General features: G+C 44.1%; 1 protein-coding gene. It reads right to left on the minus strand.

The window, feature by feature from the left end; translation table 11 throughout:
- Positions 1–12: 12 nt before the first annotated feature.
- A partial coding sequence (locus tag O4G76_RS21555) for a hypothetical protein (protein ID WP_269399120.1) occupies positions 13–238 on the minus strand: 226 nt, incomplete at its 5' end.

Genomic DNA, 238 nt, shown 5'->3' on the forward strand with positions numbered 1-238 from the left:
ACATAATTTCTCCTAATCCATAATCATTGCAACGAACATGGTGTAGTTTAGCAAAAACCCTTTGTCCACTGTCCACTCACCGCCAGAGACAATAACTTCCCCGTAATCTGCATCAGGGACTATAAGCGGGATTGTTATTTCCGTTCGTCCATCAGGCGCATTGTCAACGGCAAATGCACCGTTAATCAGTAGGCGTGGTTGTGCGGGCATGTCAGCATAATACTCATTCAGAATAATA

Origin of the sequence: Limimaricola sp. G21655-S1 (genome assembly GCF_027213785.1) — a bacterium.
Lineage (GTDB): Bacteria > Pseudomonadota > Alphaproteobacteria > Rhodobacterales > Rhodobacteraceae > Limimaricola.